General features: G+C 72.0%; 15 protein-coding genes and 1 riboswitch. Of the genes, 7 read left to right on the top strand and 8 right to left on the bottom strand.

Annotated features, from left to right (window positions below):
* Positions 1-10: 10 nt before the first annotated feature.
* The gene (locus tag ACIBVQ_RS18325) at positions 11-1,186 is read right to left on the bottom strand and encodes an erythromycin esterase family protein (protein ID WP_352012488.1); all 1,176 of its coding nucleotides are present in this window, start codon (positions 1,184-1,186) and stop codon (positions 11-13) included.
* 90 nt (positions 1,187-1,276) lie between these two features.
* Here ACIBVQ_RS18325 and ACIBVQ_RS18320 point away from each other — a divergent pair, with 90 nt between their 5' ends.
* Positions 1,277-1,960 (top strand): MerR family transcriptional regulator, encoded by a 684-nt coding sequence (locus tag ACIBVQ_RS18320; RefSeq protein ID WP_362781422.1) that lies wholly within the window; start codon positions 1,277-1,279, stop codon positions 1,958-1,960.
* Positions 1,961-1,979: 19 nt separating this feature from the next.
* Here ACIBVQ_RS18320 and ACIBVQ_RS18315 read toward each other — a convergent pair whose 3' ends face one another.
* A complete protein-coding gene (locus ACIBVQ_RS18315; protein ID WP_352012486.1) occupies positions 1,980-2,369 on the bottom strand; it encodes a MerR family transcriptional regulator in 390 nt (129 codons plus the stop codon).
* Between the two features lie 65 nt (positions 2,370-2,434).
* Here ACIBVQ_RS18315 and ACIBVQ_RS18310 point away from each other — a divergent pair, with 65 nt between their 5' ends.
* Entirely contained in the window at positions 2,435-3,652 is a 1,218-nt protein-coding gene (locus ACIBVQ_RS18310) for an MFS transporter (protein ID WP_386189374.1), read from the top strand.
* An 11-nt stretch (positions 3,653-3,663) separates the two neighbouring features.
* Here the strand turns inward: ACIBVQ_RS18310 and ACIBVQ_RS18305 are convergent, their stop codons facing one another.
* Positions 3,664-5,625, bottom strand: a complete 1,962-nt coding sequence (locus ACIBVQ_RS18305) for a GTP-binding protein (RefSeq protein ID WP_399178679.1) — start codon at positions 5,623-5,625, stop codon at positions 3,664-3,666.
* Between the two features lie 362 nt (positions 5,626-5,987).
* On the opposite strand from ACIBVQ_RS18305, the gene abc-f reads away from it, so the two are divergent.
* From abc-f to ACIBVQ_RS18290, 3 genes are all read left to right on the top strand, one after another.
* A complete protein-coding gene (abc-f, locus tag ACIBVQ_RS18300; RefSeq protein ID WP_399178677.1) occupies positions 5,988-7,631 on the top strand; it encodes a ribosomal protection-like ABC-F family protein in 1,644 nt (547 codons plus the stop codon).
* A 64-nt stretch (positions 7,632-7,695) separates the two neighbouring features.
* Positions 7,696-8,649, top strand: coding sequence for an aminoglycoside phosphotransferase family protein (locus ACIBVQ_RS18295; protein ID WP_399178675.1), 954 nt, complete (start codon positions 7,696-7,698; stop codon positions 8,647-8,649).
* A 57-nt stretch (positions 8,650-8,706) separates the two neighbouring features.
* The gene (locus ACIBVQ_RS18290) at positions 8,707-9,324 is read left to right on the top strand and encodes a hypothetical protein (RefSeq protein ID WP_399178673.1); all 618 of its coding nucleotides are present in this window, start codon (positions 8,707-8,709) and stop codon (positions 9,322-9,324) included.
* A gap of 346 nt (positions 9,325-9,670) precedes the next feature.
* Here ACIBVQ_RS18290 and ACIBVQ_RS18285 read toward each other — a convergent pair whose 3' ends face one another.
* The 3 genes from ACIBVQ_RS18285 to ACIBVQ_RS18275 form a co-directional block, all read right to left on the bottom strand.
* Positions 9,671-10,459 carry an amino acid ABC transporter ATP-binding protein gene (locus tag ACIBVQ_RS18285; protein ID WP_399178671.1) on the bottom strand — a complete coding sequence of 263 codons (789 nt, stop codon included), beginning with the start codon at positions 10,457-10,459 and terminating at the stop codon, positions 9,671-9,673.
* Entirely contained in the window at positions 10,456-11,103 is a 648-nt protein-coding gene (locus tag ACIBVQ_RS18280; protein ID WP_399178669.1) for an amino acid ABC transporter permease, read from the bottom strand. Before ACIBVQ_RS18280 ends, ACIBVQ_RS18285 begins: the two co-directional genes overlap by 4 nt.
* 105 nt (positions 11,104-11,208) lie before the next feature.
* A complete protein-coding gene (locus tag ACIBVQ_RS18275; RefSeq protein ID WP_399178667.1) occupies positions 11,209-11,628 on the bottom strand; it encodes an ArsR/SmtB family transcription factor in 420 nt (139 codons plus the stop codon).
* Between the two features lie 471 nt (positions 11,629-12,099).
* On the opposite strand from ACIBVQ_RS18275, the gene ACIBVQ_RS18270 reads away from it, so the two are divergent.
* Positions 12,100-12,804 carry a hypothetical protein gene (locus ACIBVQ_RS18270; protein WP_399178665.1) on the top strand — a complete coding sequence of 235 codons (705 nt, stop codon included), beginning with the start codon at positions 12,100-12,102 and terminating at the stop codon, positions 12,802-12,804.
* Between the two features lie 5 nt (positions 12,805-12,809).
* On the opposite strand, the gene ACIBVQ_RS18265 is transcribed toward ACIBVQ_RS18270, so the two are convergent.
* Together ACIBVQ_RS18265 and ACIBVQ_RS18260 are read right to left on the bottom strand one after the other, a co-directional pair.
* The gene (locus ACIBVQ_RS18265) at positions 12,810-12,947 is read right to left on the bottom strand and encodes a hypothetical protein (protein ID WP_399178663.1); all 138 of its coding nucleotides are present in this window, start codon (positions 12,945-12,947) and stop codon (positions 12,810-12,812) included.
* A gap of 49 nt (positions 12,948-12,996) precedes the next feature.
* Entirely contained in the window at positions 12,997-13,512 is a 516-nt protein-coding gene (locus ACIBVQ_RS18260) for an RNA polymerase sigma factor (RefSeq protein ID WP_399178661.1), read from the bottom strand.
* A 253-nt stretch (positions 13,513-13,765) separates the two neighbouring features.
* A riboswitch (S-adenosyl-L-homocysteine riboswitch) is annotated at positions 13,766-13,842 on the top strand.
* Between the two features lie 16 nt (positions 13,843-13,858).
* Here ACIBVQ_RS18260 and metH point away from each other — a divergent pair.
* Positions 13,859-17,497, top strand: coding sequence for a methionine synthase (metH, locus tag ACIBVQ_RS18255; protein ID WP_399178660.1), 3,639 nt, complete (start codon positions 13,859-13,861; stop codon positions 17,495-17,497).
* Positions 17,498-17,536: the final 39 nt, after the last annotated feature.

Raw genomic sequence — 17,536 nt, 5'->3', positions numbered from 1 at the left:
CGCGGGAGGGTCAGAAGGGAGTGGGGGTGACCCGCCTGAGGAAGACGACGCCGTCGATTCCGCCGAGGCGGGCCGGGTCGAGCGGGAAGTAGGCGAAGTCGCGGGAACGGCGCGGCCCGGAGCCGGCGGCGGTGACGGTTTCGGCCAGGCGGCGGGCGTCCAGGAGGCAGCGTTCCCACGGGAGCGCGGACAGGGCGCCCTCGACGGTGTCCGGGGGCGGGACGTCGTCGCCGACCGTGCCGAAGGCCGAGGCCAGGAAGGCGTACCGGTCGCCCAGGCGTGCCGCGGTGATCGCCCCCGCGCCCCACCACCGCAGCGTCCGCTCGCCGAACGGCATCAGGCTTTCGCCGCGCTGCAGGTGGAGGTTGCTGGCGTAGACCAGGGCCGGGCCGTGTTCGGCGACGGCGCTCAGGTTGGCGGCCATCATCGCGTCCCGCAGCGCCGACAGGCGGCCCCAGCGGTGCGGGGAGTCCTCGGCCATCCCGTGGTGGTAGCGCAGCAGGCCGACGGCGGTGCGCCCGTACAGCTCCGCCCGCCACCTGTCGCGGGGGTTCAGCCGCGGGACCTGCGTCTCCAGCAGCGCCACCAGGTCGTCGGCGATCACGCGCAGCCGCAGGGCCTCGGCGGAGCGGCCGATCGACCGGGAGGGGTCCGTGGCCGTGGCCTCGTCGGACCACCGCTCGTCCGGGCCCAGCAGTTCCTCAAGGGTCTGGCGGGTCACGACCGTACGGGCGGGCGGGTCCTCCAGCAGGTCGTACAGGGCGGTGAGCGCCTGGCGCGGGCTCGCCGCCCAGTACTCCAGGGGGCCGTCGAAGCCGAAGAAGCGAAGCTTGTCGTCGTGCTTGTCGTTGTGGGAGCGCATCCAGCGCACGAGTTCGCGGTTGGCCTCCAGGGCGCCGAAGCCGTGGCTGAAGCCGCGCCGCATGACGTCGTCGAGGGTGCCCTCTCCCCTCGTGACGTAGTCGTCGACCAGCAGGCCCATGAGGCAGTCGCTCTCGATGGCGAAGCAGCGGTAGCCCTCGTGCTCGGCCAGGTGCCGGAAGATCTCGTTGCGTGCGCTGCCCAGGTCCTCCACCAGATGCCTGGCCTCGCCCAGGCCGAGCAGCAGGGGGCGGGCGGGAAGCGAGCGCAGCAGGGCCGACACGCCCGCGCCGTCGAGCGGCCAGGCGGTTTCCTTGATGTCCATTCCCTCAACGGTATCGTTGAACATCCAGTGTAAACTTTTCGCGGAAAATCCGGTGTCCGTCTTGGTGGACCTTCAAACGGTGGTGCGTTCATGAGGCCGGTCGACCTGGCGCGTGAGCACGGCCTGTCCGCCCAGGCGGTCAGGAACTACGAGCAGGACGGGGTGTTGCCGGCCGCCGGGCGCACCGTTCACGGCTACCGCGTCTACACGCCGTTGCACGCGCGGGCGCTGCGTGCCTTCCTGGCCCTGGTGCCCGGGCACGGCCACCGGACGGCGACGTCGGTGATGCGGGCGGTCAACCGGGGCGCGCTCGAGGAGGCGTTGCGGCTGCTCGACGACAGTCACGCCCAGTCGCTTGAGGACCGCCGCACCCTCCAGGCGGTCGAGGTCGCGCTCGGTGACCTGGTGCCCGTGCCGCAGGAGCGCGGCGACGTCTTCATCGGTCCTCTGGCCGGCAGGCTCGGCGTGCGCCCGGCCACGCTGCGCAAGTGGGAGAAGGCCGGGCTGGTGCGGCCGCGCCGCGACCCGAAGACGGGGTACCGGGTGTACGGCGCGGCCGAGGTGCGGGATGTGCGGCTGGCCCACCAGCTCAGGAGGGGCGGCTACCCGCTGGAGCGGATCGCCCCGCTGATCGCCCAGGTCCGTGCCGCCGGGGGTGTCGTCCCGCTGGAGTCGGCCCTGGGCGAGTGGCGGGCGCGGTTGGCGGCCCGGGGCCGCGCCATGCTCGCGGGCGCCGCGGCCCTGGACGCCTACCTCCGCGACCTCGAACCCTGAGGCGTCTTCGCGCCCCTGTTCAGCTCCGCGTGGCGACGCCCGGGTCGTCCTGGGTGAGGCGCACCGTGTCGAGGTAGTCGGCGATGGCGTCCCGGTTACGGGTCAGGGACTGGATGCGCTCGGTCATCCGGTCGCGCTCGTGCTCCAGTGTGGCGATCATCTCCGGGGTCGCGTCGGAGAAGTGGATGATCCTGGGCCTGTCCAGGCAGGGCAGGATCTGCTTGATGATCCGGGTCGGCAGCCCCGCGTCCAGCAGGCCCCTGATCTGCATGACCCGGTCCACCAGGCGCTCGTCGTAGGCGCGGTAGCCGTTGGCGCAGCGCTCGGGCAGGATCAGCCCCTGCTCCTCGTAGTAACGCAGCAGCCTGCGGGGCGTGCCGGTACGCTCGGCCAGCTCTCCGATCCGCATGTGCCCTACCTCACACCCTGTCACGTTGACCTTCACATCAATGTGATGGTTTGAACATACGCAACGTGCGAAACCACACCACACGATCAGCCGGGCCCGTCGCGGGAGCCGGCGATCAGAGACTACCCCTGCCCGCTCTGGCCGCGTTGGCCACGGCCGCCTTCGTCACCGTCCTGACCGAGGCCCTGCCCGCGGGTGTGCTGCCCGCGATGGGCGCCGACCTCGGGGTCGGCGAGTCCGCGATGGGACAGGCGGTGACGATCTACGCGATCGGTACGGCGGTCGCGGCGATCCCCCTCACCGCGGCCACGGCCGGATGGCGGCGCAAACGCCTGCTGCTGACCGGGGTCGCGGGCTTCGCCGTCGCCAACACGGTCACCGCCGCCTCGCCGTACTTCGCGCTGAGCCTGGCGGGCCGGTTCGTCGCCGGAGTGGCCGCGGGCCTGGTGTGGGCGCTGCTGGCGGGCTACGCCGGCCACCTCGCACCCGCCCGCCTGCGGGGCAAGGCCATCGCGGTCGTCATGACCGGCATCCCGCTCGCCCTGTCCCTGGGCGTGCCCGCGGGAACCTTCCTGGGCGGCTTCCTCGGCTGGCGGGCCGCCTTCTCCGCGATCACCGTGATCGCCGCCGTCCTGCTGGCGTGGATCGCCGTGGCGGTCCCCGACCGGCCGGGACGGCGGCACCGGGACCGGCACCCGATCCTGCCGACCCTCAGGATCGCCGGCGTGGTGCCGATCCTGTTCGTGACGCTGGTCATGGTGCTGGCCCACACCATCCTCTACACCTACATCGCCACCTTCCTGCGGCGGTCCGGCATGGGCGGCTCCGTCGACCTCGTGCTGCTGGTCTTCGGCGCCGCCTCCATGGTGAGCATCTGGATCGTCGGCGCCCACATCGACCGCAGGCCACGGCTCCTCATCGTCGCGGCCAGCGTCCTGTTCTCCGTGGCGGCGGCCGTCCTGGCCGTGCGGGGCGCCGATCCCGCGCTGGTCTACCCGGCGGTGACGCTGTGGGGGCTCGGCTTCGGCGGCGCCCCGACCCTGCTGCAGACCGCCGTGGCCGTGGCGGCGGGCCAGGCGGCCGACACCGCGCAGGCCATGCTCGTCACCCTGTGGAACGCGGCCATGGCGGCGGGCGGGGTCGCCGGGGCGGTCCTGCTCGGACTGCTGGGCCCCGGCTCCTTCCCGTGGAGCGTCCTGGCCCTGCTGGTCCCGGTGCTGGCCGTCGTGATCGGCGCCCGCACCGGCGGCTTCCCCGCCGTGAGGCGAGGCGCCCCCCGCTGAGGGCGCCCGGCTCACCTGCCCGCCAGATGACGCAGATAGGCCTCCCGGTCGAGCGGGTCGCCGCCGGCGCGCGGACGCGCGGGCGGGCGCCCGCTCACCGGCCGGTCCCCGCCGGGGGCCGACCACCACACCCCCTCACCGTGCGAGAGCCCGGGCAGTTCACGCTGGAACACGTGGACGGCCCCGGCCGGGATCTCCCCCTCCACCGACCAGGCCGCCTCCCGGGCCGCCGACCTGTGCAGCCGCGCCCCCAGCGCGGCCAGCCGGGCGGTGACCGGGCCGAGCGCCTCGGCGGGGATCTCCAGCTCGAAGGAGTGACACGGCTCGTAGACCCGGGTCCCGGCCAGGCGCAGCGCGCCCATGAGGACCAGCGGGGTCAGGCCGCGGAAGTCGGCCGCCGTGCTGACCGGCCCGCCGAAGCCGCTGTGGGTCAGCGTGACGGCGCAGTCGGTGACCGGCCAGCCGTACAGGCCCTGCCCCAGGGTCTCGTGCACGCTCTCCTCGATCGCCCGGTCGAAGGCGGCCGGAAGCGCGCCCAGCTCGACCTCGCGCCGGAACCTCACCCCGGAGCCCGGCGCGCCCGGCTCGACCCGCAGCCCGACCGTCGCCCAGAAGTCGGGCACCCCGCGCCGGTGGTTCATCTCCTCCAAGAGCGCCCCGATCCCCGCGGGCCGCTCGGTGTACACCGGCGTCGAGGGCTCGAAGACGGCCCCGGCCCCGAACTCGCGCTCCAGCCTGGCCGCGATGACCTCCTTCTGCACCTCCCCGTACAGCAGCAGCGAGGTCGCCCCGTCCGGTGTGAGGCGCGCCTGGATCAGCGGGTCCTCATCCGCCAGGCGCACCAGCGCGGCGCGCAGCCGGGCCGCCTGGTTCCGTCGCGGCGGCCGTACGAGCGTCTCCAGGCTCGGCGGCGGGAAGCAGGCGTCGGCGGAGCCGGGCGGCAGCGGGCCGATCAGGTCGCCGACACGGACCCCCGACAGTCCGCGCACCCTGGCGATGTCGCCCGCCCTGGCCGGGTCGCCGCCGCCGGAGGAGGCCGCGCCGGGCGCGACGACCCGCAGGGCGGTGATCTGCTCGGTGCGCTCGGCCGTACCGCCGCCCGGCTCGCGGCGCCGGTAGGTGACGCGCTCGCGGACGCGCAGCTCGCCCGAGCGCAGCCGCAGGTAGGCGACCCGCTCCCCGCGGGGCCCCGGCTCGATCGCGAAGACCGTCCCCCGCGCCTGGCCGCCCGCCGGGGGCGGCACCGGCAGGTAGCGGCGGATTCCCTCGACGAGGCCGCCGACGCCCTGGCCGCCCAGCGCCGACCCGAAGAACACCGGGTACAGCACGGCCGCCGCGCTCTGCCGGGCCACCGCCGCCTCAAGCCGCGCCGCCCCGGGGGTGCGGCCCGCGACGAGGTCTTCGAGCAGTTCCTCGTCGTGCTCGGCGAGGATCTCCGCCGCCCGCGCGTCGTGCGGCGGCGCAGGCCTCACCCGCACGCCCGCCGTACCGGCGCCCTCGACCGACGCCATGGGCAGCAGGTACGGCCACAGCGTGCGGCGCATCCGCTCGAACAGCTCCTGCGGGCGGGCGCCGGGGCGGTCGACCTTGTTGACGAAGATCAGGGTGGGCAGCCGCAGCCCGCGCAGGACGCGCATCAGGACCCGGGTGTGCGCCTGCACCCCCTCGACGGCCGACAGCAGCAGCACCGCGCCGTCGAGCACGCCGAGCGCGCGCTCGACCTCGGCGACGAAGTCCGCGTGTCCCGGCGTGTCGATCAGGTTGACCTGCAGGTCGCCGACCCGGAAGGGGGCGACCGCGGAACGGATGGTGATGCCTCGGCTGCGCTCGATGTCGCCGCTGTCGGTCTGGGTGCTTCCCTCATCGACGCTGCCCAGGCGCCCGATGGCCCCGGTGTCGAAGAGGAGACGTTCGGTCAGGCTGGTCTTACCGGCGTCCACATGGGCGAGAAGACCGATGTTCACGGTGGGCATGCTGGGAGAAGTCCTCGAAAACTCTCGTCCGGAAAAGGGGCTGAGATGTTCCGAAGACTCGCCGCATTGCTTCTCCCCGATCGGTGTGCCGGACCGCCTCATGATGCCACCCGGGCGTCCGGGACGCGCAACCGGATTTCCGGCCTCCGGCAGACCGGTGCCGCGCGTCCGCGGCGGGCAGGGGCTCTGGCGCGCGTCACCGGCCGGGCGCTGAGCACGTCACGGCACATATGAATTGAGGCGAGGTGATTCGCCTTGTTATGGTGAGGACATGGCTTTCCTCTTCTTCGTCTGAGTCCGGGCACGGCCGACGCCGCCGTCTCTGCCGCCCGTGGACCCTTCGTACGATCAGGGAAAGTCATATGCGCGACCGCGCCCATACCGTCCTGCCCGCTGCCGTGGCGCAGCTGTCCGTCAGGAACGTCACCAAGTGCTACGGCACCCGGACCGTCCTCGACCAGGTCTCCTTCACCGTCCGGCCGGGTGAGAAGGCCGCCGTCGTCGGTGAGAACGGCTCCGGCAAGTCCACCCTGCTGCGGCTGCTCGCCGCGGCGGAGCCGCCGGACGCCGGGCAGGTCACCGTCGCCTTCCCCGGAGGCGTCGGACACCTCGCCCAGACCCTCGGCCTCGACGCGGCCCGCACCGTGCAGGACGCCGTCGACCTCGCCCTGGCCGAACTGCGCGACATGGAGCGAAGGCTCCGCGCCGCGGAGGAGTCGCTCGCCGGCGCCTCGGAGGAGGAACTCGCCGCGTACGGCGAGCTGCTCGTCGCGTACGAGCGACGCGGCGGATACGCGGCGGACGCCCGGGTGGACGCCGCGATGCACGGGCTCGGTCTCGCCCGGATCACCCGGCGGCGCCCGCTCGGCTCGCTGTCCGGCGGCGAGCGGTCCCGGCTCGCGCTCGCCTGCGTCCTGGCCGCCGCCCCCGAACTGCTGCTCCTGGACGAACCGACGAACCACCTCGACGCGGCGGCCGTGCACTGGCTGGAGGAGCACCTGCGCGCCCACCGCGGCACCGTCGTCGCGGTCACCCACGACCGTGGCTTCCTGGAGCGCATCGCCACCACGATCCTTGAGGTCGACCGGGACGAGCGCGCCGTGCACCGCTACGGCGACGGCTGGGCCGGCTACCGCGCCGCGAAGGCCGCCGCCCGGCGTGGCGCGCAGCAGCGGTACACCGACTGGGTGCAGGAGGTGGCCCGCGCGGAGGAACTGCTCAGGGCCGCGGGCAGGAGGCTGGCCGTCACCGGCCGCGACCCGAAGCAGGGCTTCGGCAAGTACCGCCGCTCCAGCGAGGCGAAGCTCGGCGGGCAGGTGCGCTCGGTGCGGGAGCGCCTGGACCGGCTGCGGCGCGACCCGGTGGCCAGGCCGCCGGCACCGCTCCGTTTCACGACGGCGCCGCCGACGGTGGACGGCGGCCCGGCTCAGGGCCCCCTCGCCGAGCTCGACGGCGTGCGGGTCGGGGAACACCTGCGCCTGGACGGGCTCCTGACGATCACGCCCGGACAGCGGCTGCTGGTCACGGGAGACAACGGCGCGGGCAAGACGACGCTGCTGCGGGTCCTGGCGGGCGACCTGACGCCGGACGCGGGCACGGTACACCGGCCCGCCCGGATCGCCTACCTCGCCCAGGAACCGCCCGCGCACACCACGCGGCTGCCGCTGCTCGCCGCGTTCGCCGCGGGACGGCCCGGACCGCCGGACGAGCACGCCGAACGGCTCCTGTCCCTGGGCCTGTTCCGTGAGGAGGACCTGCACGTCCCGGTCGCCGCCCTGTCGGCGGGGCAGCGGCGGCGGTTGCAGATCGCGGCCCTGGTGACCCGGCCCGCGGACCTTCTCGTCCTCGACGAACCGACCAACCACATCGCACTCGACCTGGTCGAGGACCTTCAGGCCGCGCTCGCGGCGTACCCGGGGGCGGTGGTCGCGGTCTCGCACGACCGGGGCTTCCGTGCGCGCTTCGAAGCCGAGCGGCTGGAACTGCACGCCGGCCGCAGGCGCTGACCCGGCCCGGCCTGCTTCCGTCCCGAATCGCCTGACATCCGTCAACGCACCGAAACAAGGGATTATGACCACTTTCCTGACACCACAGCAGCGCGCCGACCGCACCGCCGCCGCCGTCGAGGCGGCCGTCACGGCCGGGCGTGATCTCGGCCTGACCGTCACCGGCCCCACGGTGCTCCACGACGTCTTCTCGGTCGCCGTCCACCTGGCGCCCTCGCCGGTCGTGGCCCGGGTTCCCACCGTCCTGCCCCGCCCCGGCGACCTGGCCGCCCTCGCGCGCCGCCAGCGGGACGAGCTGGACGTCACGCGGTGGCTGGCCGACCAGGGGGTCCCCGTGATCGCGCCCAGCCCGCTCGTGCCGCGCGAACCCGTGCGACGCGACGGGTTCTCGATGACGTTCTGGACGTTCGTCGAACAGGCGCGGGACAGGGAACCCGACTACGTGGCGAACGCCGAGAGCGTCGCCGGCCTGCACGCGGCGCTGCGCGCCTACCCGGGCCGCCGCCTGGAGTTCCTGTCCGCGGCCGACCCGCGGTTCATCGCCGACGGCCTCGCCCTGCTCGACCGACGTCCCGGCCTGATCGGAGCGGCCGAACTCGACCGGGCCCGCCGCGAATGGCGCCTCCTCGAACCCCTCGTACGCTCACGCGGCGCCTTCGAGGCCCGCTTCCCCGGCGTCGGCCTCCAGCCTGTCCACGGCGACTGCCCGCCCGCGAACATCGTCAACGCGGTCGACGGCGATCTCTACGCCGACTTCGAACTGGTCACACTGGGGCCCGTCGAGTGGGACCTGGCCGCTCTCGGGCCCGAGCACGAGGCCGCCTACAACCGTGGCGCCCGGCGCAACGGCATGAGACCGCTCAACGAGGAGGTCCTCGCCTTCGTCAACGCCCTGGGCATGCTGCGGATCATCGCCGCCCTCACGCTGGTCCCGCAGCTGCCCGAGCTGATGGGCTACCTCGAACCCGCCGTCGACCGTTGGCGGGCGACGCCCTTCGCCGGCGGCGTGAACGTCTGACACCGGCCCGGCCGCTGGAAACGCACCCGCCGGCTGCCAGCGGCCAGCCTGTGATCCGTGGCGCAGCATGAGTACGACGCGGCCGAAATCACCGTGCTCGAGTTCGACGAAGTGGTTCTCAAACGGCCCGGTATGTACTTCGGCGTCGGACTGGACGATCCGGGGCTGCCGGTCACGCTTCTGTCCGTTGCGGCTCAGCACGCGCTGCACCCGGCGGCACACGTCGCGGAGGACCGTTCGCTGACCTCTGTGATCGAAATCCTTGGCGATCTTCGCTTCGCGGTGACGATCAACCAGCGGCACACTTGGCCGGACTCACCGCCCCTCGGATACCACGGCTCCCTGATCGGTCCCGAGTGGTGGTCCCTGGCGGCCATCGCGGCGCTCTGCGGAACGACGACCGCCGAAATGTGGTGCGACGGCCGGGGCTTCGGCCAGGAACTCGCCGGTCTCCGGCCTCGTACCGCGGTGTGGCGGTTCGAGCCGCCCCCTGGAAGCGGTACCCGGGTCACCTTCACCCTCGACGCGCGGCGCCTTCCGCCCGGCACCGCGTTCCCAGCCGACCTGGGCGGCCTCACCGTTCATGGGCCGTACTGCGACGCGGCGGACGGGCCCGGGACCGTCGCCGTCCACGACAGCAGGAACGGCCCCGGCATCGGCGCCTCGTTCTTCTGACCTTCCCTGCGGGCCCGTCAGGACCGGTGCGGGGCCCGGGGCGTGCAGGCCGCCGGACTCCGACGGGCAGGCGCACCTCCGCCTGGTGAAGTAGGTGACGCGACCAGGAAACCGAACGCCACCGCGATCCCCACCGTCGACAGGGGCACCCCGTTCTCGGCCGCGTCCCGCCGCGCGGATGCTCGTGTTCCCCGGGTTCCCCGGGTTCCCTGCGTCCTTCGCTCATGCCGTGCCTCACCGAGGCTTTCAGGGTTTCGCGGGGGCGCCCCGGGATCACCGGTCGTGGTCGTGGAAGGGGCCCCTCGGGCGTCTGCTCCGTGGCCCGTCTCCGATGCGTGTTGTTTTCTCAAGGCCGGGACGGGGGCCCGCCGCCCTTGGGCACGAGACGCAGGAACGATCTCGCGCGGGCGGTCGCGGGGGCGTCGAAGAAGACGTTCGGATGCTGCTCCTCAAGGATGTGGCCGGCGTCCATGAACGCCACCCGGTCGGCGACCTCCCTGGCGAAGGGGATCTCGTGGGTGATGACGACCATGGTCGTGCCGCAGGCCGCCAGGCTCCGGATGGTCCGCAGCACCTCCGCGCCCAGCTCCGGGTCCAGGGCGGAGGTCGGCTCGTCGAGGAGGATGACCTCCGGCTCCATGGCCAGCGCCCTGGCGATGGCGACCCGCTGCCGCTGCCCCCCGGACAGCCGCGCGGGGTACTCGTCACGCTTGTCGTCCAGGCCGACGTGGGCCAGCAGACGCTCGCCCATCTCGACGGCGTAGGAGCGGGGCAGACGCCGTACCGAGATCGGGCCCTCGATGACGTTCTGCAGGACGGTCATGTGCGGGAAGAGGTTGAAATGCTGGAACACCATGGCCGTCCGGGCGCGGATGTCACGGACCAGGCGCCTCCTCGAACGGCCCTGCCCCCGCGCCGGATAGCTCAGCGTCGTGCCGTGCACGGTGACGCTGCCCGCGTCGGGCTCGTCGAGCAGGTTCAGGCAGCGGATGAGAGTCGTCTTGCCCGACCCGGACGGCCCCATGATCACCACGACCTCACCGCTGTACACGGTCAGGTCCACGCTCCTGAGCACATCCAGGTCACCGAAGCGCTTGTGCAGCCCCCGCACGTCGACGGCGACGTTCCCGCTCATGCGTAGGCCCTCCCCAGCCGTCGTTCCAGCGCCCCCTGCCCGGCGAAGAGAACGGTGTTGATCAGCCAGTAGACGGCGCCCGCGACCGTGAACGCCTCGACGTAGCGGAAGGAGGAGCTGCCCGCGGTCTCGGCGACGCGCGTCAGCTCGACCACCGTGATCACCGAGGCGAGGGAGGTGTCCTTCATCAGCGAGATGAACCGGCCGCCGATGGCGGGGGTGGCCACCCGCAGCGCCTGCGGCAGGACGACCCGGCGCAGGGCCAGGCCGTGGGACATCCCCATCGAACCCGCCGCGTCCCACTGGCCGCCGTCGACGGCCAGGACGCCGCCGCGCAGGTTCTCGCTCAGGTGGGCGCCCGCGTAGAGACTGAAGGTCAGGATCGCCGACGGGACGGGCGGCAGCCGCACGCCGAGCCGGGGAAGCCCGAAGTACACGAGCATGAGCTGGACGAGCGGCGGTGTGCCGCGGAACACCGAGACGTAGACGATCGCGGCCACCCTGAGCGGCCGGCGCCGGGAGAGCCTGGCCAGCATGACGAGGCCGCCCAGCACGAGGCCGAACACGAACGACACCACACCGAGTAACAGCGTGACGGCCACGCCGGAGAGCAGGCCGGGCATCGGCAGGGAGAGCAGGTCCATCGAGCGCGTTCCCTTCTGGGCCTTCGGCCGGTCCGTTCGGCCGGTGTCCCGCGGAGTTCGGGTGGGGGCCGTGCGGATCGGCGCAGTGGTCGTCGTGGCGCGAGGTCATGAGGCCTGCTCCGGAGGCCGGTATCCGCGGGCCGTGTCCGGGGCGTGGCTGACATGGGACAGGCCCAGGCCCAGCAGCATCCGGACGTGGGCGTCGTCGAGGCGGTGGTAGGCCATGCGCCCGGACCGGCGCGCCCGCACGACGTGACAGGCGCGCAGCAGGCGCAGCGTGTGGGAGACCGCCGACTCACTGTGGCCGCACGCCGCGGCGATGTCGCACACGCACATCTCCCCGCCCTTGAGCAGCGCGATGATCACCCGCAACCGCCCCGGGTCGGACAGCAGCGCGAAGACCCCGGCGAGTTCCTCGATCGACTCCGCCCCCGGCATCGCCTCAGCGACCGTGCCGACCCGATCCGGATCGACCATGCGCACCGCGCAGCCCTCGCCCGCGGAAACATATGAAGCTCTGCTCATATGAAGAAGCGTAGATACCGTTTTCGCCCGCCGCCATATTTCATTTCGGATGAATTTCCTGGCGATATGGTCAGGTGGGTGAACAATCGCTTTTGTTGACGATTGCGGGCCCGGCCGAATGGGCCTTGCTCCTCGCTTGAACTGCTGAGATGCCCATTGGTTTCATGTGGCAAAAAATCCAAAAACCAATGCCTTTTTGTGTCTTGTTGTGTTTTTGATCGGTCTTCGACCGGCCGATGCTCCTGTTTCAGGCTTACGCATGAAAAAGGCTGGCATATCCCTTCGGGAGGTCGGATGGCGGCCGCCTTCTGGCCGGAGGCGGTGTCGCGGCGCTGCGTGACCTCCCCCTCCGGATTGGCCGGTCCGGTGCCGGGCCGCCCGGCGCACGGCGGCCTCCGCCGCGCCGTACCCGATCCGCCGCCCGGCGCACGGCGGGTGGGATGTCGGTGATCCCCGCTAGGGTCACCGTCCATGCCGAGCAGTTACCTGTCCTGGGCCGCCGCGGTCGAGCTGTTCGAGCGGCGCGGCCTTGCCCGGGAGACCTACCGTGACCTCTACGAGGAGGAGTACATCCTGCACCCCGGCGCCGCCCGGGTCACCGGGGAGCTCTCCCTCGACGACCACGACGGCTCCCCGTGGTGCGCCGACACCCCGGACCAGGCGACGGGCTACGTGATCGACGGCGACCTGACCGTCGAGGGCAACATCGTCAACGTCGACGACGGGGCCGCCGCGCTGGTCGTCCTGGGAAACCTGCGCGCCGCCAACGTCCTGCTGGAGGGGGACGTCAAGCTCGTCGTGCTGGGCGACGTCGAGGTCGAGACCTTCGTGGGCAACTGGACCGACAAACTCGTGAAGGTCCACGGCGACCTGCGCACGGCGGTGACGATCCTCTGGAACGAGTTCTGTCCCGATCTGGTCGCCGGCACCCTGCGGGGCAGGGTGCTCGCCCCCCGATACATGGATCTCACGGACCTGGGAGCGGGCGGCCTCGAAGACCCCGGCCCCGACGTTCCGCTTTCGGCTCTCATGGTCCCCGAGGTCCTGGTGGACGGTGAGCCGGGGCCGGACGACTTCGCCGAGATCGGTGTGCGCTCCGGGGCGCTGCGTGAGCGCCTGAGCGCGGGCCTTCCCCTGATCCGGGGAGGGCGCGCCGTACCGGCCGCGTCCTCCTGAGCGGGTCAGCCCGCCTGGTCGGTGACCGTCTGGGACATGACGGCGCTGGAGCTCATGAGGGTTCCCGCCCTGCCCCGGCTGGAGTCGGCGATCAGGTAGTCGCGTGTGCCGAGGAAGGCCAGGAGCCGGCGTCGAAGATCCACTCGGTGCGCTCGCCGTCGGCGTCGAACGCCACCGCGATGCCCGGACGGTTCATCGCGTCCGCCGACCTGGCCACCAGGCGCACGCCGGGGATGAGCGCCGTCGCCCGGTACGGCGCGGCCCGGGTGGCGGGGGCACGATCCGTTCGCTCATCAGGCCCTGGATCTGGTCGAAGGCGCGAAAGGGATCTCGGTCGCCCTGCCAGGTGTACAGCTGTTCGAGCAGGACGGTGACGGCCGCGGCGATCCGCTCGGCCTCCTCGGCGGGGTCGGGGGCCGTGTCGCGGACCGGCATCCGGGACATCGCGGCGCGGTGCCTGCGGGCGGCGCGGGCGGTGTTGCGCATGACGTTGGCGGCGATGCCGAACAGCCACGGCCCGACGCCGTCGCCGTCGGGCCTCAGCCGTCCGCGGAGCCGCCAGGCCTCCAGGAAGGTCAGCGACACCACATCCTCCGCCGCCGTCCGGTCCCCCGTGGTCCGGGCGGCGTAGCGGTAGATCGTCTGCGCGTGTTCGCCGAACAGCTCGCTGAAAGCCGCCGGGTCACCGGCTCTGAGCCGGGTACGCATTGTTCGTTCCACATCCGTACCTGTCCGCCGCCCCCGCCGGGTTCCTGTGATCCGCGTCACCCTTCACCCGGCCGTCCGGGCGGGAGCCATTCCCTTGGGCGCCGGAGGGTTCAAGATTGTTCCCTTACCGCCACGTCACCGGCCCTCGGCCACGATCAACCTGCGGTGAGACGTACGGCGGTCGCTTTCCGGGGATTCGTCCCGCGGCCCATCGGATCACAGAACGTCTTGGGGCGTGAGTAAGATTGGCTCTCAGGTCGAGAGGCGCTGCAACGGGCTCACGCCCGCCACGCTCGGCCCGCACCATTCGAACAAGGGCGCCTCCCAGCTGAAGGGAGGCCTCGAAGTGGAGAAGACAGCGCCGGTCGAGACGCGTGCGGAGCGTACGCGGCGGCTGAGGGACATCCTCGACCAGCGGATCGCGGTGCTCGACGGCGCGTGGGGCACGATGCTCCAGGGCGCGAAGCTCACCCCGCAGGACTACCGGGGCGACCGGTTCACCGACCACGAGATGGACGTCACCGGCGACCCTGACCTGCTGAACATCACCCGGCCCGACCTCATTCTCGACGTGCACCGGCAGTACCTCGCGGCCGGGGCCGACATCACCACGACCAACACCTTCACCGCCACGAGCATCGCCCAGGCCGACTACGGCCTGCAGGAGCACGTGCGGGAGATGAACCTGCAGGGCGCGCGGCTGGCGCGTCAGGCCGCCGACGAGGCGGGCGGGAAGTTCGTCGCCGGATCGGTCGGGCCGCTGAACGTCACGCTGTCGCTGTCGCCCCGGGTGGACGACCCGTCCTACAGGGCCGTCACGTTCGACCAGGTCAAGGCGTCCTACGCCGAGCAGATCGCGGCGCTGGCCGACGGCGGCGTCGACCTGCTCCTCGTTGAGACGATCTTCGACACGCTCAACGCCAAGGCGGCGATCACCGCCGCCCAGGAGGTCGCCCCCGACCTGCCGCTGTGGATCTCGGTGACGATCGTCGACCTGTCGGGGCGCACCCTGTCCGGTCAGACGGTCGAGGCGTTCTGGAACTCGGTCAAGCACGCCAAGCCGCTGGTCGTCGGTGTGAACTGCTCGCTGGGCGCCGTGGAGATGCGCCCGCACGTGGAGGAGCTGGCCAAGCTCTCCGGCACCTACACCGCCTCGCACCCCAACGCCGGCCTGCCCAACGCGTTCGGCGGCTACGACCAGACGCCGGAGGAGACCGCGCACCTGCTCGGCGAGTTCGCGGCCGAGGGACTGGTCAACCTCGTGGGCGGCTGCTGCGGCACCTCCCCCGCGCACATCAAGCAGATCGCGGGCATCGTCGCCGGGCGGGCGCCGCGCCAGGTCGCCACCCCGCCCAGGCGCAGCCGTTTCTCCGGCCTGGAGACCTTCGAGATCGGCCCGGACACCGGCTTCGTCATGATCGGTGAGCGCACCAACGTCACCGGCTCCGCGCGGTTCCGCCGCCTCATCGAGGCCGGGAACTTCCACGCCGCCGCCGACGTGGCGCTGGAGCAGGTCCGGGGCGGGGCCAACCTGCTGGACGTCAACATGGACGCCGACCTGCTCGAAAGCGAGCAGGTCATGACCTCCTTCCTCAACCTCATCGCGACCGAGCCGGAGATCGCCAAGATCCCGGTGATGATCGACAGTTCGCGGTGGAGCGTGCTGGAGGCCGGGCTCAAGTGCGTCCAGGGCAACGGGGTGGTCAACTCCATCAGCCTCAAGGAGGGCGAGGAGCCCTTCCTCGAACAGGCTCGCAGGGTCAAGAGCTTCGGCGCGGGCGTCGTCGTCATGGCCTTCGACGAGCAGGGGCAGGCCGAGACGGCCGACCGCAAGGTCGAGATCTGCGGACGCGCCTACGACCTGCTGACGCAGCAGGTCGGTTTCGCCCCCGAGGACATCATCTTCGACCCGAACGTGCTGGCCGTCGCCACCGGCATGAGCGAGCACAACGGCTACGCCAAGGAGTTCATCGAGGCGCTGCCGCGCATCAAGGAGCGCTGCCCCGGCGCGCTCACCTCCGGCGGCATCTCCAACCTGTCGTTCTCCTTCCGCGGCAACGACGTGGTGCGTGAGGCGATGCACTCGGCGTTCCTGCTGCACGCCGTACGGGCCGGGCTGGACATGGGCATCGTCAACGCCGGGCAGCTCGCCGTCTACGCCGACATCCCCGCCGACCTGCTCGAACACGTCGAGGACGTCCTGTTCGACCGCCGGGAGGACGCCACCGACCGGCTCATCGAGTTCGCGCGGACGGTCTCCGGGAGCGGCACCGAGCGCAAGGTCGACCTGTCGTGGCGGGAGCAGCCCGTCGCCGAGCGCCTCGCGCACGCGCTGGTGCACGGCATCACCGACTTCGTCGAGGAGGACACCGAGGAGGCCCGCAAGATCGCCGCGAGTCCCCTTGAGGTCATCGAGGGCCCGCTCATGGACGGCATGAAGATCGTCGGTGACCTGTTCGGCTCGGGCAAGATGTTCCTGCCGCAGGTCGTCAAGAGCGCCCGGGTGATGAAGCGCTCGGTGGCCTACCTCGAACCGTTCATGGAGGCCGAGAAGGAGCGCGCCCGGCTGGCCGGGCAGGTGGAGACCCGCAAGGGCCAGGGCAAGGTCGTGCTGGCCACGGTCAAGGGCGACGTCCACGACATCGGCAAGAACATCGTCGGGGTGGTCCTGGGCTGCAACAACTACGAGGTCGTGGACCTGGGCGTCATGGTGCCCGCCGCGAAGATCCTCGACACGGCCGTGGCGGAGGGCGCCGACGCCGTGGGCCTGTCCGGGCTGATCACCCCCTCGCTGGACGAGATGGTCTCGGTCGCCGCCGAGATGGAGCGGCGTGGCCTGAAGCTGCCGCTGCTCATCGGGGGCGCGACCACCTCAAGGCAGCACACGGCCGTACGGATCGCCCCCGCCTACACCAACACGGTCGTGCACGTCCTGGACGCCTCCCGGGTCGTCGGGGTGGTCTCCGACCTGCTGGACGCCGAGCGGGCGGAGGCGCTCGACGCCGCCAACCGTGAGGAGCAGCAGGCGCTGCGCGAGGCGCACGAGAACCGCAGGCGCCAGCCGATGCTCACCCTGGAGGAGGCCCGCGCGAACGCCGAACGCCCGGTGTTCGACGAGCTGCCCGTCCCCGAGTTCACCGGCCTGAAGGTCGTCAGGCCGAGCCTGACCGAGCTGCGCGAGATGATCGACTGGCGCTTCTTCTTCCTGGCGTGGGAGCTCAAGGGCACCTTCCCGGCGATCCTTGAGCAGCCCGCCGCCCGTGACCTGTACGACGACGGGCAGCGGCTGCTCGACCAGATCATCGCCGACGGCTCGCTGCGGCCGGAAGGCGTCTACGGCTTCTGGCCGGCGCACCCCGAGGGCGACGACCTGGTGCTGGAGAACGGCATCAGGATCCCGATGCTGCGTCAGCAGACGCTCAAGCCCGAGGGGCGGCCCAACCGCAGCCTCGCCGACTACGTGGCGCCCTCCGGGGACCACATCGGCGGGTTCGCGGTGGCCGTGCACGGCGCGGAGGAACTGGCCGCCCGTTACGAGGAGAGCCACGACGACTACCAGGCGATCATGGTCAAGGCGCTCGCCGACCGTCTGGCCGAGGCGTTCGCCGAGCAGATCCACCTGCAGGCGCGTCGTTCCTGGTTCGAGCCGGACTCCCAGCCCGTCCTTGAGGACCTGCACGCCGAACGGTACCGGGGCATCCGGCCCGCGCTGGGATACCCGGCCTGCCCCGACCACACCCGCAAGCGGACGCTGTTCGACCTGCTCGGCGCGGAGTCGCACGGCATGGTCCTGACCGAGTCGTACGCCACGACCCCGGCGGCGAGCGTCAGCGGGCTGCTCTTCGCCCACCCCGACGCCCGCTACTTCACCGTCGGACGGCTCGGCCGCGACCAGATCGAGGACTACGCGCGCCGTACGGGGATGAGCCAGGAGGAGACCGAGCGCTGGCTACGCCCGAACCTCGCCTACGAGCCCGAGTCCTGATCCGCCTGCTTCGCGCGGTCCGTGCCCCGATCGTTCGGG

The sequence above is a fragment of the Streptosporangium sp. NPDC049376 genome (genome assembly GCF_044466505.1).
In the GTDB taxonomy this organism is placed as follows: Bacteria; Actinomycetota; Actinomycetes; order Streptosporangiales; family Streptosporangiaceae; genus Streptosporangium.
This window is presented reverse-complemented; position numbering and strand designations above follow the sequence as displayed.